The organism is Cupriavidus sp. C3SS-1 (assembly GCF_057073755.1).
In genome coordinates this window covers 588,163-603,323 of the sequence record NZ_CP172700.1, presented here as the reverse complement: position 1 = coordinate 603,323, position 15,161 = coordinate 588,163, and the positions used below count along the sequence as shown (strand labels likewise).

Annotated in this window: 14 protein-coding genes; 3 read left to right on the top strand and 11 right to left on the bottom strand. The window is 58.5% G+C overall.

The features are described from left to right. Nucleotides 1-8 precede the first annotated feature (8 nt). From ACIGJC_RS18770 to ACIGJC_RS18760, 3 genes are all read left to right on the top strand, one after another. Nucleotides 9-803 carry an SDR family NAD(P)-dependent oxidoreductase gene (locus tag ACIGJC_RS18770; RefSeq protein WP_483713600.1) on the top strand — a complete coding sequence of 265 codons (795 nt, stop codon included), beginning with the start codon at nt 9-11 and terminating at the stop codon, nt 801-803. Beyond that, complete coding sequence (locus tag ACIGJC_RS18765) at nt 800-1,258, top strand: nuclear transport factor 2 family protein (RefSeq protein WP_483713599.1); 459 nt, start codon at nt 800-802, stop codon at nt 1,256-1,258. The genes ACIGJC_RS18770 and ACIGJC_RS18765 overlap by 4 nt, the downstream gene beginning before the upstream one ends. Nucleotides 1,259-1,485: 227 nt before the next feature. Beyond that, on the top strand, nt 1,486-1,887 hold the full coding sequence (locus ACIGJC_RS18760; RefSeq protein ID WP_483713597.1) for a hypothetical protein: 402 nt from the start codon (nt 1,486-1,488) through the stop codon (nt 1,885-1,887). Between the two features lie 120 nt (nt 1,888-2,007). On the opposite strand, the gene ACIGJC_RS18755 is transcribed toward ACIGJC_RS18760, so the two are convergent. The 11 genes from ACIGJC_RS18755 to ACIGJC_RS18705 form a co-directional block, all read right to left on the bottom strand. Further along, the gene (locus ACIGJC_RS18755) at nt 2,008-2,571 is read right to left on the bottom strand and encodes a TetR family transcriptional regulator (RefSeq protein WP_483713596.1); all 564 of its coding nucleotides are present in this window, start codon (nt 2,569-2,571) and stop codon (nt 2,008-2,010) included. Nucleotides 2,572-2,865: 294 nt separating this feature from the next. Further along, nucleotides 2,866-3,903 carry an AraC family transcriptional regulator gene (locus tag ACIGJC_RS18750; protein ID WP_483714471.1) on the bottom strand — a complete coding sequence of 346 codons (1,038 nt, stop codon included), beginning with the start codon at nt 3,901-3,903 and terminating at the stop codon, nt 2,866-2,868. A 175-nt stretch (nt 3,904-4,078) separates the two neighbouring features. Continuing rightward, a complete protein-coding gene (locus tag ACIGJC_RS18745; RefSeq protein WP_483714470.1) occupies nt 4,079-5,266 on the bottom strand; it encodes an acetyl-CoA C-acyltransferase family protein in 1,188 nt (395 codons plus the stop codon). Nucleotides 5,267-5,438: 172 nt separating this feature from the next. After that, nucleotides 5,439-6,290 (bottom strand): 3-hydroxybutyryl-CoA dehydrogenase, encoded by an 852-nt coding sequence (locus ACIGJC_RS18740; RefSeq protein WP_483713595.1) that lies wholly within the window; start codon nt 6,288-6,290, stop codon nt 5,439-5,441. A 73-nt stretch (nt 6,291-6,363) separates the two neighbouring features. Continuing rightward, complete coding sequence (locus tag ACIGJC_RS18735; protein ID WP_483713594.1) at nt 6,364-7,158, bottom strand: enoyl-CoA hydratase/isomerase family protein; 795 nt, start codon at nt 7,156-7,158, stop codon at nt 6,364-6,366. A gap of 15 nt (nt 7,159-7,173) precedes the next feature. Next, the gene (locus ACIGJC_RS18730; protein WP_483713593.1) at nt 7,174-8,430 is read right to left on the bottom strand and encodes an acyl-CoA dehydrogenase family protein; all 1,257 of its coding nucleotides are present in this window, start codon (nt 8,428-8,430) and stop codon (nt 7,174-7,176) included. A gap of 26 nt (nt 8,431-8,456) precedes the next feature. Then, the gene (locus ACIGJC_RS18725; RefSeq protein WP_483713592.1) at nt 8,457-9,503 is read right to left on the bottom strand and encodes a phosphotransferase family protein; all 1,047 of its coding nucleotides are present in this window, start codon (nt 9,501-9,503) and stop codon (nt 8,457-8,459) included. Nucleotides 9,504-9,625: 122 nt separating this feature from the next. Continuing rightward, a complete protein-coding gene (locus tag ACIGJC_RS18720; RefSeq protein ID WP_483713591.1) occupies nt 9,626-10,852 on the bottom strand; it encodes an MFS transporter in 1,227 nt (408 codons plus the stop codon). Nucleotides 10,853-10,932: 80 nt separating this feature from the next. After that, complete coding sequence (locus ACIGJC_RS18715) at nt 10,933-11,955, bottom strand: zinc-dependent alcohol dehydrogenase (RefSeq protein WP_483713589.1); 1,023 nt, start codon at nt 11,953-11,955, stop codon at nt 10,933-10,935. A gap of 116 nt (nt 11,956-12,071) precedes the next feature. After that, nucleotides 12,072-13,460, bottom strand: a complete 1,389-nt coding sequence (locus ACIGJC_RS18710) for a DUF1329 domain-containing protein (RefSeq protein ID WP_483713588.1) — start codon at nt 13,458-13,460, stop codon at nt 12,072-12,074. Between the two features lie 22 nt (nt 13,461-13,482). Beyond that, a complete protein-coding gene (locus ACIGJC_RS18705; protein WP_483713587.1) occupies nt 13,483-15,075 on the bottom strand; it encodes a DUF1302 domain-containing protein in 1,593 nt (530 codons plus the stop codon). Between the last annotated feature and the right edge of the window lie 86 nt (nt 15,076-15,161).

The following is a 15,161-nucleotide window of genomic DNA, read 5'->3' as shown; positions in this document are numbered from 1 at the left end:
ATCCGGACATGGCCTTCGGTCTGCACCTCAACCCTCGGCTGCGCGACTGGCATGGCAAGCGCGTCTGGCTGGTCGGCGCGTCAAGCGGGATAGGCGCAGCACTCGCCAAAGCATTGCTTGCAAAGGGGGCATGGGTCGCGGTTTCGGGCCGACGAACCGATGCCTTGCTCGCGGTGATCGAAAGCCATCCCAAAGGCGTCGTGCTCACCATGGATGTGCGCAGGCCGGACGACTGGAAGGCGACTCACGACGCGTTGTGCGAAGCGTGGGAAGGCGTGGATCTGGTTGTATTTTGCGCGGCCGACTACCGTCCGCTTCGCCCCTGGCAACTGGAAGCGCGGGAAGCGCACGACACGCTGGAGACCAACGTCTGTGGTGTCTATTACGGTCTAAGTGTCGTCCTGCCACGAATGCTTTCGCGGCGATCGGGCGGACTGGCCATTGTGGCAAGCGTCGCCGGGTACGTCGGGTTACCCAGCGCCACGCTATATGGCCCATCCAAGGCAGCCCTCATCAATCTTGCGGAGCTGTTGTACGCCGAACTCCATGCGCACGGACTGGGGGTCTACCTGATCAATCCCGGCTTCGTCAAGTCTCGTCTGACGGCGCGCAACGACTTCCGAATGCCGGCGCTCATGACGCCGGAGGGTGCAGCGGAAGCAATTGTCGCCGGACTGGAACACGGTCGCTTCGAGATCGCGTTCCCACAACGCTTTACGCGTCTGGTTCGCCTGATCAGCCTGCTGCCGTACCGCGTCAGCCTGGGGCTGCTACAGCGATTGACCCGCCACCATGAATCATGATGACCGACATGCCACACAATCAATTTGCCCCTGCGCCGCGCACCCTTCCCGCGCTACTGGGATGGTATGGCGCGCTGTCGCCTTCGTCGCTGGAACGTCTGGACCTGTATTACGCAACCCAGGCGCGCTTCTGTGATCCGTTCAACGAAGTCTGCGGCATCGCGGCCATCCGTACCGTTTTCGAGCATATGTTCGAGACCGTCGAGACACCTCGTTTTGCATTTCACACGAAGATAGGCAGCGGTGCACAAGCCTTTGTTGCATGGACATTCACGGGGAGAGTGCGCCAGCATGCCTTCGATGTTCCGGGCTGCACCCATTTGTCTTTTGACGAGGATGGCTTGGTCGCAAGTCATCAGGATTTCTGGGACGCCGCCACGCTTTGGCGCCAATTGCCATTGATACGATTCCCGGCGACATGGCTATGCAAACGCTTTTCTGCAAAGGTTGCATAGACCCTGACCATGCTTCCTCACAGACGCGTAGGAGCGGGAAAAATTCCGGCAGCGACTCCACGCCAGTGGCCCTGACTGACCGACGCTCCGGGTCATGCCGAGGAATCGGCAGAACGCCGAGGACTGCCGGCTACGGGGTTTCGCGGCCGTAGCGGCGTTGGTGCCGCGCGGATGGCCGTCTACGGCCATGAAGGGTCGCTCATTGATGCCTCCGACTGGACATTCAAATGTCTGATTCTCTCTATAAGCGGTCTGTCGCTAATTGGCACGGCCTCGCAGCAGGACATGCATCATCATCGGAATTCGTCGCTGATTTCCCTCGGCGCTGGCCTACCAACCACCGCCCTGCGCGCGCACATGAAATAGAGTGCGCGAAGGGCGGGATCACCGGACCTTTCGGCCAATTCTCCACATTTCTCAAGAACGTCGATACCGATAACGGCCCCGCCATGTACGGCACACGCGAGAAGGATCAAGCATTCGCGGGGCGCTTCCGCTCTCATATCTTCCTGCAGGTATCGCTGGAGCTCTGCCCTTGCAAGGCCATCAAGCGCAAGTGGGGAGAAAATACCGCTGCGTTCGGCCCGACGCCTCAACTGCTCGCTCTGTCTACGCACCTGGGCCAGTAGACGCTGTCTTGTTATGCCCATGGTTTGAAGGTTCCTCGCGTTGACACGCTGACCCACCTCTTCAACGCAAAGGCGCGCCGATCGGGCGCGCCTCTTCTCTCGGCAGCTCGTCACTGAGCTTCATCTCTCGACCAACCCCACTGATTTGACGGCCAAATCGTGCGCGCGCCCAGGAAGGTCGAAATTTGGCGCGAACAGCCAACCTTCCAACACCCCGAACACATAGGCTTCGTATGCCAACACTGCCGTGAGAATAGAAAAATCGGCGGGCAATTCTCCCGACGCAACAGCCAGCTCAAGGCGACCACCGGCAAAGGTGCGCAGACGCGCGCTCAGCGCGACTCGCTGCTTGCGAATGATCTCAGAGCCATCCTCCCCGCCCCATTTGAAGAGCAGCGAGCTTATGTGCCTATGCCCATCACGCTGTCCGGCCACGGTTAAGAAGATTGCCTCGGCAGTCGCCACGAGCGCATCTAACGGCGAGCACTCAGCGCCAGCCGAGAACGCGTGCTCAAAAGCAAAGGCGGCAGCATCGCAAACGCTCTCGAAGATCTTATGCTTGCTTTCGAAGTGCCAGTAAACTGCCCCACGTGTCACTCCCGCGATCCTGGCAATCTCCTCCAAACTCGTGCCGGAGAAACCAGCGACACAGAAAAGCTGCTCGGCGGCCAGCATGATGTTCATTTTGGTAAGATCCGCCTGCATGGCAGTCCTCTTAGCCATGATGAAGCCCTAGTTTCGCAACAACAGAGGAATTTGGACCTGCCGGCGCCATGCAAAAGCGATCGTTTCCCGGTATATATTCATTTGATCGACAACGCACTTATCTTGCATAACGACGCCGGATATCTGTCGATCCGTCGCCTTGTTGCCCCGCATGTTGTTGATCCTCGCGGATGGAACGCATGTGGAAAGGCTTTCCACGATTACCACCACGCAGACACAGGTCTCGTGACCACGCGCGGCGCCCGACGACACCTAGCTACTCTTCCCAGAAGATACGCCTAGACGATAGGCCCCAGGGGTGGCGCCCGTCCAGCGGCGAAATGCGTAATGGAAAGCCCTTGGCTCCGCAAAGCCAAGATCTGCCGCAATGCTGGCGATGGGACGCCTTGAGTGGCACAGCGCCTCAACCGCGAGATCACGCCTGAGTGCGTCCTTGATCTGTTGGTAGGAAGCGCCCTCTTCAATCAAACGCCGGCGTAGCGACGAGGCCGACAGATGCAAATTGCTCGCCAATTGCTCAAAGTTCTGCCATGCGTTTGGACCCTGCGCGCGAAGCATGCGCCTAATCCGTGCGACAATCGTTGTGCCATCCGAGTACTTCACCACCAGGTTGTGTGGCGCCCCGCGTAGGAACGCTTTGACGCTTCGTTCGTCATGTTGCACCGGATGATTGAGCCACGCCGCGTCGAAGAATAGCGCCGACTGAGGCTGCCCAAACTGGAGCTGTCTTGAGTACATGACCTGATACTCAGCACTGTATGGGGGCTCCAGATAGGAAAACTCGGCGCGCAAGATCTGCACCCGTCGACGTGCAAGCCAGCACATAACTCCATGCAACATGATAAAGAGAGTTTCGTGGGCGAAGACAGAGGGCTTCCGGTCTGAGGTTTCAAAAATTACCAACGCAGCACAGGCGCTCTCATTTCCGTCACCCTGGGCGGGGCGTCGAAGGCAAACACCGATGTCGTTGAGCAACAGCCGAAAATACCGAGTGGTGCGTTCCAGTGCCTGATCTAGCGTTTGGCTGCCAATCAAGGCGTGGCAGAGCATGGCGAAAGTCCCGCACTTCATTCGCAGAGAATCTAGCCCAAAGAACTCATCGTCAAGCGCAATCGACACGCCCCGCCACAACGCACTGTAGCTATCCGTTGACACCCGCGCATTCGGTAGCTCTAACAACTTCGGTACGATGCCGGCCGCGCGCAATACGGATTCGGCGTCTAAGCCTCGCTCCAGCAATGCCGAAATCGCCTGCTGGACAAAGCAGATGGCAACGGTCCCTTTCTCCATCATTCCTTCACTTACCGATTACGGGTGCCGCCATACGCATAACATTGCAATCGTCGCCCCGACTTCCATGGATTCGCACGACGTTGATCCCCACACAGCAATCCAGAAATGTCGCAGAAGGCGCCGACCGCCACTGGTCGACGATCGGCACATCCTGCTTACCGCCTCCCGACTGCTACAGCCGTTCAAAGATGGCTGATATCCCTTGACCACCGCCAATGCACATAGTGACAAGTGCGAAGCGTCCACCCACGCGATGCAGTTCCGCGATCGCTTTCACCGTAATAATCGCGCCGGTTGCCCCCACCGGGTGACCCAGTGAAATCCCCGAGCCATGCACGTTCACCTTCTCCGGGTCGAGATCGAGTTCCTGCATGACGGCACACGCCTGCGCAGCAAACGCTTCGTTTGCCTCGACGACATCGATATCATTGATCGTCAATCCGGCGCGCTTTAGCAACATGCGCGTCGCTGGCACCGGCCCAATACCCATGTATTCCGGCTCCACTCCTGCATGCGCATAGCCGACAAGTCGAGCAAGCGGCTTCAGACCTAGTTCAGTAGCACGCCTCAGATCTCCAAGCACTACGGCAGCCGCGCCATCATTGATTCCGGACGCGTTCCCCGCCGTCACGGTTCCGCCATCGCGCTTGAACACCGGCTTCATTTGGGACAGCGCTTCCAAAGAAACGTCACCTCTCACGTGCTCATCTGCGTCGAAGACGACCGTCCCCTTCCTTCCTTTTACCTCGATGGGGACAATTTGATCCTTGAAGTATCCTTGCGCGGTGGCATTGACCGCGCGGCGCTGGCTTTCCAGCGCCAGCGCATCCTGACGTTCCCGTGAGATCCCGTAGCGCTCTGCCACATTCTCGGCGGTGACCCCCATATGGAAGCGCTTCCATGGATCGTGGAGAATTCCATTCATGTAGTCGACAATTTGGCAGTCGCCCATGCGTTGCCCCCACCGCGCTGCAGGCAGGATATAGGGACCACGACTCATCGATTCAGCACCACCACCAACTGCAAAATCCGTGTCGCCAAGCAGAATCGATTGCGATGCCGACACAATGGCTTGCAGCGCCGAGCCACACAAGCGATTGACGTTGAAGGCGGGCGTTCCCTTCGGAATGCCAGCATCTATGGCAGCGACCCGGCTCAGGTATGCATCGCGTGGCTCGGTCGGAACCACATTACCCATCACCACGTGCCCAACCTCAGTGGCAGGCAGGCCAGATCGTTCAAGGGCCGCTCTGACGACGACCGTACCGAGTTCTGTCGTTGGGACGTCCTTGAGTGACCCGCCGAAGCCACCGATGGCTGTTCTAGCGATGCCCAATACTGCAACTTCACGCTGCGTCATAGCGTTCCTCAATCTGTTGTTCGGTGCGTCCATGAGCAGCACATTGTGAGACAAACCGCTCTCTTAGTGCCCCAGGAATGCAACCGTCTTAGATCGCAAATGCGATTCAGTGCCTGGCTTCAACCAATATCCCTGCCTCGTGCCCCCTGCGGGCCTTCAATATCGGAGGGAGTCAACTGTACCGATAGAATCCTCGACCGCTTTTCCTTCCCAGCCGCCCGGCATCGACCATCTCCTTGAGCAACGGCGCCGGCCGATACTTGGAATCCTTGAAGCCTTCATAGAAGACTTCCAGTACCGCCAGCAATGTATCCAGCCCGATCATGTCGGCAAGTGCGAGCGGTCCAATTGGATGATTGCATCCCAGTCGCATCCCTTCATCAATGTCTACTGCAGACGCGAGGCCTTCGGCAAGCACGAAGATCGCCTCATTGATCATTGGGCAAAGCACGCGATTGACGGCGAAACCCGGGCTGTTTCCGGCCGTAATCGGCGTCTTCCCAATCTGCTTGGTCAACATTTCCGCGAACGCGTGTGTTGCGTCACTTGTCTCCAGACCGCGGATAATCTCCACCAACGCCATCCGTGGCACCGGATTGAAGAAGTGCATTCCGATGAATCGGTCCGGACGGGACGTGGCCGCAGCGAGCCGCGTGATGGAAATTGATGAGGTATTCGTCGCGATCACCGCTTCGGGCCTCAATAGCCGGTCCGCGTCCTGCAACAGGCGGATCTTGAGTTGCTCATTCTCCGTTGCGGCTTCAATCACTACGTCTGTGGAAGCCACCTCTGCAAGCTGTGTCGTCAAGCCAACTCGCGCCAGCACCTCCTGCCGTTGTCCGTCCGAAAGACTCTCCTTCTTGACCAGCCGCTCTAGATTGGCTTCGATGGTCGCCTTGCCGCGCATCAGCGCTTCTTCCTTTACGTCGACCATGACAACCGAAAGGCCACTCATCGCGCAGGCTTGCGCGATGCCATTGCCCATTGTTCCTGCTCCGATGACGCCTACCGACATCACACCCATGCTCTCCGTCTCCCATGATGCATAAATTGATCCGCTGACAGCCAGCGACTCCCGCTCCGCCTTTCACTCGTCGTCAGCCTCCAACGAACCGAGGTCGGCGCCTCGTGACGAAGGCGTCCACTCCTTCGGCGAAATCCGCGGTTCGCGTAGCCTGGCAAAAAGTCACACGTTCTTTCTCGATCTGAGGTTCCAACTCGCTCTCGAGCGATTCTCGCAGCAGCCGCTTGATCGCACTGAACGCGCGTGTGGGCCCGTCTGCGATTTGCCGAGCCAGCGCAGCCGCATGCGTGAATAGCTCATCCACCGGGACAACACGGCTAATCAAATGCATGCGCAACGCCTCTTCGGCGTTGACGCTCTCCGAGAGTAGCGCCAGTTCCAACGCTTTTCGCACCCCGACGATTCTCGGTAGGGTCCACGAGGACCCTACGTCCAGGCTGGCGCCGACGCGCGCGTAAGCGAGATTGAACGAGGCGTCTTCCGCTGCGATTGTCAAGTCGCACGCCAAGGCCAGGCTGACGCCGGCGCCTGCCACGGGGCCATGGACACAGGCAATGACTGGCGGATTCATCCGATGAAGCAACGTGACCACAGCATTCATTGGTTCAATCAACCGACTTGCGGTTCGCTCCGCATGTTCCATGTCGCTGTGAAACGAAAGTAGGTCGCCACCGGCCATGAACGACTTTCCTTCACCCCGGATTACCACTACACGAACCCCTGGATCTCCTGCGATCTCGCGGCAGCCCGACAGTAGTCCCTCCGCCATCTCAACATTGATGGCATTGAGGGCACGGGGGCGATTCAGGACAATTTCAGCCACACCGTCCGCGCTCCGCAGCAAGACAGGACGCTGTTGCTCATCCATACTTTCCCTCACCTTTCACACCCCTTGTGGTATCTGAAGGTAGCGCGCCGCTGCGCCGAGGGTCTCCCTCGTCTTCCTGATCTCCCGCTTGGCGACGACCCGAAGATGGACCTCGTCCGGCCCATCGATGAAGCGAAGCGCTCGTCCCCAACTCCAAAGAAAGGCAAGGGGCGTGTCGGACGTCAGGCCCATTGCGCCAAAGACCTGCATTGCGCGGTCGACGACCTGTGTCTGGAGCCGACCTGCAACCACCTTTATGGCCGAAACCTCTACGCGCGCCGCTTCATTCCCCTTTCGGTCAATGAGGTCCGCAGCCCTTAGCACAAACAAGCGCGCCTGGTCAATTTCGATCCGAGATTGTGCGATCCAGTCCTGGATGTTCGCGTAGTCGGCTATGTACTTCCCGAAGGCCTTCCGCTCAACTGCGCGCTCGCACATCAGCTCCAGGGCGAGCTCGCACTGGCCAATCGTTCGCATGCAGTGGTGGATGCGTCCCGGACCGAGCCTTGCCTGAGCAAGGGCGAAGCCCGCACCCATCTCTCCAATGAGGTTCTCCTTAGGCACCCGCACATCCCGAAACACGACCTCGCAATGACCATCAAGCGCATAGTGGTGCATGATCGGAACGTTGCGCACGATGCGCAGGCCGGGTGTATCCAATGGAACTATCACCATTGAATGCCGGTTCTGCTGTGACACTGAATCTCGCTCATCTGAGATCCCCATCACAATGGCGAACTTGCAGTTTGGGTGCAGTGCGCCTGTCGTGAACCACTTTCGCCCGTTGACCACTACATCATTACCGTCGAGCTGAATTCGCGTCTGGATGTTCGTCGCATCCGAAGACGCGACGTCCGGTTCGGTCATTGCGAAGCAGGATCGGATCTCTCCCTCCAGTAGCGGATGCAACCATTGCTCATACTGCCTTGGCGTCGCGAAGCGGTGCAGCAGCTCCATGTTCCCCGTGTCCGGTGCGTTGCAATTGAAAACTTCCGAGGCCCATGGTATGCGCCCCATGATTTCCGCCAACGGGGCGTACTCGAGATTGCTCAAGCGGGTACCGGATTCATTGTCTTTGAGGGCGGGAAGAAACAGATTCCATAAGCCCTCCTCCTTTGCCAGTGCCTTGCATGCGTCAACTACTTCCAGGGGAAAGCGTCCTACCGCGTCCTCTCGAAGCCACTCAGCATTCACAGGCAAGACATACCGTTCCACGAAGTCCCGCACCCTTGTGCGCAGCCCTTCGATCTTCTCTGAGTACTCGAACTCCATCGCTGCTTCCCTCTTCCCTGAATGAATCAGTCCTCAATGATTTCCACCGCGCGCCGAGCGAATGCCTGGCTGAGCTTTCCGACCTCTGCGGCATTCTCCGACGACGCCATACCTGCGCGCGCGCGCGCAGCAATCCCTTCGAAGATCACGGCTAGACGGAACAGCGCGAGAACGTAGTGGAATTTGCCCAGCGGCTCCGCGAACCCTCCCGCGGCAATATAGCGATCTAGATAGGCCCGCTCGGGTGGTATGCCCAGCTCCGGCAAATCCATACCTCGCATTCCCATGTACTCCGACGGAGACAGTCGCCACGCCAAGGCGCTGTATGCGAGATCAGCTAGGGGATGGCCTAGCGTCGAAAGCTCCCAATCCAAGACCGCGATGACGCGCGGCTCGGTTGGGTGGAACATCATGTTGCCAATGCGAAAGTCACCGTGGCTTAGGGTGGTGGCGCCTTCCGCTGGGGACTGCGCCGGTAGCCATGCCAGAAGGCGCTCAATGTCGTCGGAATGGCTGGCCTTAGACAATTCCCACTGCTTTGACCAGCGAGCAATCTGCCGCTCGAAGTAGCTCCCAGGTCGACCGTAATCCGCAAGCCCGAGCGACTGCCAATCCACGCGGTGCAGCTTTGCGAGGGTTTCGGCCATCGAGAAGTACATCTCGGTTCTGTCGGACGGCGATACGCCAGGCAGAGAGCAGTCCCCGAAGACACGGCCATCGATACGATCCATCAAGTAGAACGGGGTGCCGATTGGGGTGTTCGCCTCGTGATAAAGGACCACATTTGGCACCGGTACATCCGTCGAGCGCAGCACGCTCATGATGCGGAACTCCCGGTCGATGGCATGCGCGGACGGCAACGCATTGGCCGGTCGCTTGCGCAGTACGAGGCGCCGATTCGCGAAGGTAACAAAAAATGTGGGGTTGGACTGTCCCCCACCAATCCGCTCCAGCGACATCGGCCCTTCCAGGCCCGGAACCGCTTGCTTTAGGAACGCCGCCAACGCCTCTGCGTCGAACTCAAGCTTGCTGCACGGCGCGTTCGCCGTGCGATCTTCTGAATAAAGCTCCATCTTCCTATCCATGGGTCTTTGAGTATTTACCGCTATCCACGCTGGTCCTGCGCGCGAGGTACCACTGCCGGCAGATGACCAGCGCTACGCTACGATCGTTGCAGACAGCTCTCGCGCCGCGCTTATGCCCTGCTTCGCATCGCACTGCGAAGGACCACCGCCATGGCGCATAGCGCCAGGACCGCGCCGACAAGGGCGAAGGCGTGATGAATGCCGAAGTGCGCGCGCACAGGATTGATGACCAAGGGATTCAGGAAGTCCCCAAGATAGAGCGCCGTGTACATGAATCCAGCGGCTCGCCCCCGCACTGACGGCGCCGCTCGGTCCAGCAGTACGGTCGCCAGGTACGGGCCAACGCCTCCCCCACCGAGTGCCGCAATGCCGCAACCGACCGTCGTCAGCAACACCTGATGGCTTGAACCCATGAGAAGGTATCCACCGCCCATCAATGCCAGGCAGATACAGAATATCCATCGATCCGCGATCCACACGCGCAGCCACCCATAGGAAGCGGCACCGACCATGCTGGCCACCGCACTGGTCGCCATAATCCAAGACTGAACACGAGGGCTCGTGATGCCATCGTCCGCGAGCAAGAATGACAACTGCACCGCGTTCATGAACACCGTCATGAAGACCAACACAATCAGCAGGTAAATGGGCCACAGCGCGAGCAGAGGGTGACGGTCGCTTTGGCACTCACTACGGGAATGCTGTTCAGTGGAACCCTGCGCCCGAGTAGATGGCACTACGACCGTGGCCACAAGAAGGATGGCGAATCCGAGCAAGTACAGCGAGAATGGCGCACGCCACCCGTAGGCTTCGCCAACGTTTCCCGCGACAAGCAGCGACACGAGCCCAGCGGCTGAGCCGGCCGCACTTTGGTAGCCAAGAATCCGCGCTCGCAGTTCCGGATCGAATCGCTCCGCGATGATGGCAAGCGTCGATGTCGCGACCCCGGAAGCGGACAAACCGACCAGCAGTCGAGTGACCAGCAGAGCTGGCATCGCATCGATGTAGAGCCCGCCGGACCCCGCCAACCCGTATATCAGCAGCGAACTGAGCAGAAGAGGGCGCGCCCCCAATCGCTCGACCAACCACCCGGTCGCCGGCCCGCCGACGACAATGCCGATGCTTGGCATGGTCATAATAAGTTGTGCTGCCAGTGCGCCGTCTCCGGCTATCGCGAAGTGTTGCGCCAAGCCCGGCAACACCGGCCCCAGTGCAGTAAACATCAGGGCCATGCACGGATTACTCGACACCAAAACCAGCAGTAAGAGGAAGCTCGTCCTCGGCTTGCTGCCCAACGCCATCGACGCCCCTGCGCCGCTCGCCTCGCCTAGATTCATGGTCGACCCTGTCTCCGTAGTTCTGCTGCTTCTGATATCGATTCATCTCAGCGGTCCTTCCTAGACCGGCTGGACCTGCGTTAGATGCCGGGATTGATGATGACCTTGATTGCTTGGCCGCTCCCTTGGGCAGTGAAGGCCTGCTGGATGTCCGAGATCGGGAATCGATGTGAAACCAGCTTGCGACGATCAACCCTCCCCGAGGCCATCAGATCAAGGGCCTGACTCAGTTCCTCCGCGGCATAGCCGTTCGACCCGCGAATCACGATCTGCTTCTGGATAACAGGCATCAGGTCGAGCGTCACCTTTCCCTCAAAGGCTCCGAAGCAAATGATTCGCCCGCCACGCGGACCGACCATCTCCAGTGCCGACTGGAGCGGTGCAGGCCCCGTCATGTGCTTCAGGTAGCCCGCACAATCAAACACCACACCGACGTTCGGCGCAGCGAACGGGGCGGCGTGCATCGACAAGGTTCCACAAATCGCCGCCACCTGTTCCACCGGGCTCTCAGTCTTCGCATCGATTACGTGCGTGGCGCCGAGCTCCTTCGCCATCTGCAATCGCGGCGGGGAGACGTCGACAGCCACAATATGACCAACGTTGACGTCCAAGGCCCGCAGCACTTGGATCACGCCTAGACCAATAATGCCGACGCCGAAAACCACTACGTTCTCACCCGGCTTTAGCTCTGCCAGGCGGACCATCTGCAGCCCGTCGGCCAGTGGCTCGGTCGTTGCGGCGTCCTCAAACGACACGGCCTCGGGCATCCGTGCGATTTGGAAGGGATTGACCGGAACGGGGACGAGTTCAGCCATGCCCCCCATGCCGACGCCCACGACGCGATCTCCGGGCGCGAAATTCTTTACCTCGTCTCCTACCTCGACGATGGTTCCCGCAAATTCGTGCCCAGGAATCTCCCGCCCACACTCGCTCAACCTAACCAGATCCGACCGGTGAGCGTTGGTGCGATACATGTGCAAATCACTACCGCAGATACCACACGCCTCAACCTTGATCAGGACCTCTCCCCCGCCGACTTTGGGACGGGCGACATCGGTACGTGTCTCGATGTCACCAGGTCCGTAGAACACAGCCGCTTTCATGGCACCTTCCATCATCAAACTGATTGATGTTCATCTAAGTCGCGCCGCGGCCAACCGGCCAGCGACGAGCGCCATCCTCCCGAGGCGCTCGTCTGACGCAATAACCAGCCGCAAACTTACTTTCCGGCCCCGCGAAGCATGTCCGGAGAGAACTGGCTTTCCTTCAGTGACCCATCATCGACAACCATGGGAGCCTTCTGTTCGTTAATCAGACGGAACGCGGCATACGCGCCGGAGTTCAGGTCGTGGTACACGGCCGTAATCGGGCTAATAGATTGCGTCTCGTACATGTAGAAGGTGTTGTTCATTGCCGTACGCCAGAGCTGCCCGTGTCCGTCGTAGTTGTCCCCCATCACCGGCACCCAGTTGTCTTCGTCGATGTACATCACGCGCTTGCTATACAGATGCCGATAGCCCTTCTTGAGAGTCGCCTCAAGCACCCAGACACGGTGCAGCTCGTAGCGCATGAAATCTGGGTTGATATGGCCTTTCGTCTTCAGGAGCGCGTCGTATTTCACGGAAGGGCTATGCAGCTTGTATGTGTTATAGGGGATGAACACTTCCCGCTTGCCCACAATCTTCCAGTCGTAGCGCTCGTTCGATCCATTGAAGATCTGCTCATCATCGAGCGTCAGGAAGCCTCCCGGCCCATTGGGCTGATCAAAGCCGAAATTCGGCAACTGGCGTACGCGGCGGGTGCCCGGGCTGTACTGCCAGACATCCAGGAAGTCCTTCTTGTAGTTGAATGGCACGCGTGCGTAGGTCAGCGTCCCCTTGTCCCGTTCGGGAATCAGCGTTTCAGAATAGCTGAACGAGTTCGCACCACTCTCGGTGCTAACGTGCTTTTTGGAATCGGCCTTGGACAGCACGACCTTATGGAATTCACGTGCCCAGGCGATGTTCCCATTCGGATACACTACCGCCGCGTCAAATGTGCCGATTTCACGACTCGGCGCAAGCGGCAGGACCATGTTCCATTGAAGCTCGTATCCGCTCTTCGGGATTGGGAAAGGCGCTACGCCACTGGTCGCGCGTACGCCCGATCCGCCGTCGACGATCTCGGCTTCCAAGGCGTTCTTCTTGGAAACGTCGCATGCCCACTGAGGGAATGCCCAGTCCCGATGGCTCTGGTATACCGGCATGCGGAATGTTTCGGGGTACTTCTTGAACAGGGCCTTCTGGCCTTCGCTCAGCCGTTCGGCGTACTGCTCCATGTTCTGCGCCGTGATAACGAACAGCGGCTTCTCATCGGCATACGGATCGGGCCAGAAATTGCCCGGGCCCGCATACTTCACGTTCTGCGGTGCACCGTGTTGCTTCCCGGTATAGGCCGGGATCATGCCATCCTTATTCGCGGCCTTTTCGGCACCAAAGCACGTCAGATCCTGCCCAAGCTTCGCTGCCTCGTCGGCACCGACCTTTGCGAAGGCACTGTGCGAGGCGAAGGCGAGTACCATCCCCGATGCCAGTGCAATTGATACTGTGCGACGACTAAATGCATGCATGATTTGCTCCTCCAATGCGTAATCAGAAGCTGTACTTCACGTTAAGCGTGACAAAGTCTCGGTCTGCGAGCGGTCGCTTTTCGCGTCCGAAGCTATCGAGTGCGGACTTACCAAGGAACGCGTTGTATTTCAACGCGATCTCTAGGTTGCTGAGATAAGTAAAGGTGGCCCCAATACTGGCGCGCATGTCGCCGCCGTTCACCATGCCGGACTGAAAGATCACACCAATGCCATTCACGGTGTGGTTCCACGCAATGGGAATGGCAAGGTCCCAGCCGGTGAATACGTTTTTCCAACTCGGGATGTACGCCACCTGATACCCCCAGGCGGTTCGGGTCGCAGATGTCAGGTCGTTATTCTGCGCGCCAGCACCATAGGGGTTGCTGTCGACGCTTAGAAGTCGCTGACCGATAACCTCGGCAAGTAGGAAGGTTTGATCCGAGATGAAATTCGGCCCATACGATCCAAAGACGTTCACTTGGGCCTGCATGGCCTTCCCGCGAACCAACGCGGGGAAGCCCGCAGTGTTCACCTGGACCGGGAGTCCATCGTGGTAGGAGACTTCACCACCAACGCTGGCGTCCCCAAGCCGAGTCGAAAAGCTAAGTGCCGTAGCCTTGATATTTTCTACATACCGAACATGGTAGGAGGGAGCCGCACCACTGCTATCAAACTCCAGCATTGGAGTCTTGGCGTGGTAGTTGATGAAATAGGCCCCCATCTCAAACGATGGGTGTAGGCGGAACCGCGAGCCGATGCCCCACTGCCCCCCATTCCTTGCGTTCACGTCCGGCGTTCGATTGATCGCAAAGCCTGGTGCGAGAAACAGCTTCTCGGCACCGGGACCAATCACGTCTGTTGGGAACAGATAGTCGCCAGTCGGCTGGAGTTCAGTTGGCTGAAAGCGGAACTGGTAGTAACCCATCATACTGACATCCTTTGTCATGGTGTATTGCCCCGAGACTTGGGTCGTAGGCAAAAGGATGTCCTTAGTCTCCACGCCGGCGATGTTTGCCTTTGTGGCGTCTGAACGGCTCTGTCCGCCCGAGATACCTGGGAAGAAGATGTTCTCGCCCCAAGCCACCAGATGGTTACCAAGTTTCATGCTTAGCTTCTGTTCGTCACCAAGCTGCCAGTTCCCATAGGCAAACGAATCCAGCAATCGCGCGCGTCGACCATCGTAGTAGCGAGTGGCGGAGCTAAACGAGTTGCTGTCCCCGCTCCGGTTCAGAGTCGACTGTGAAGTGTTGTCGTTTCGGCCGCGATATACGTCGTCATAGAACGCACTCCCGCCGATGAAGAACCCGTAATCCTTCCATTTGAAGTCGGCTTGACCGGTCAGGCTGAGACGGTTGTTAACCAGGCTTCCTCGCTTGAAGCTACGATCAGAGTCGTCCGCATTGATTTGATCCAGTAACGCCTGGGACTGCTTTTCAGTGCGAATCCCTAATGCATAGTTTGCCGTCAAGACATAATCGACCACGACGTCGTTCCCAAGCGCAGCCGACCCTGCGTAGGCTGAAGCTGAAGCAGTTGCCAACGAACAAGCTACGACCCTATATCGCCAACGATTTCCAGACGGTCCCGTCTTACGGAATGTCCTCTGTCTAGTCACTTGTCTCCTCCTAGTTTTGTGTTTGTACCGACGCTACAGACTCACGGTCTTTTACTGATTCCCTCAACTTCTCTTGTCGGACTATC